Source organism: Treponema sp. R80B11-R83G3 (genome assembly GCF_054786115.1).
In genome coordinates, this window is sequence record NZ_BDHF01000459.1 from 1 (window position 1) to 492 (window position 492).

At 38.6% G+C, this 492-nt stretch carries 1 protein-coding gene; it reads left to right on the forward strand.

Annotated features, from left to right (window positions below; all coding sequences use genetic code 11):
• A partial coding sequence (locus ACYVRH_RS14455; protein WP_461257564.1) for a carbohydrate ABC transporter permease occupies window positions 1-492 on the forward strand: 492 nt, incomplete at both ends.

The following is a 492-nucleotide window of genomic DNA, read 5'->3' on the forward strand; positions in this document are numbered from 1 at the left end:
AAGGAAAAGCGTCAAGCTTTATAGACGACATAAAAGAACTGTTTGACAAGCGTTTTCACGTAACGCTTCTTACTCCTACCTTTATCGGCGTGACAATTTTTACGATAATGCCCACGATATTTATGATATTTATCGCCTTTACCAACTTTGACAGCCAGCACCAGGGTGAAGTATTGTTTAATTGGGTCGGGTTTGCGAACATAAAAAATCTGTTTACAAAAACAGGTGAAATAGGACAGAGGTTTCTTCCCGTATTAAGCTGGACAGTAGTATGGACGATTTTTTCAACTTTCTCCTGTTATTTTGGCGGCATATTTCTTGGGCTTCTAATCAATAAGAAAGGCGTTAAATGCAAGACGTTTTTCAGAACAATCTTTATTTTGACTATAGCCATGCCTCAATTTGTTTCCTTGCTCGCAGTCAGAAATATTCTGGGCGAATACGGCCCTATTAACACATTGCTTGTTAAATTGGGCGTATTAAGCGATCCTA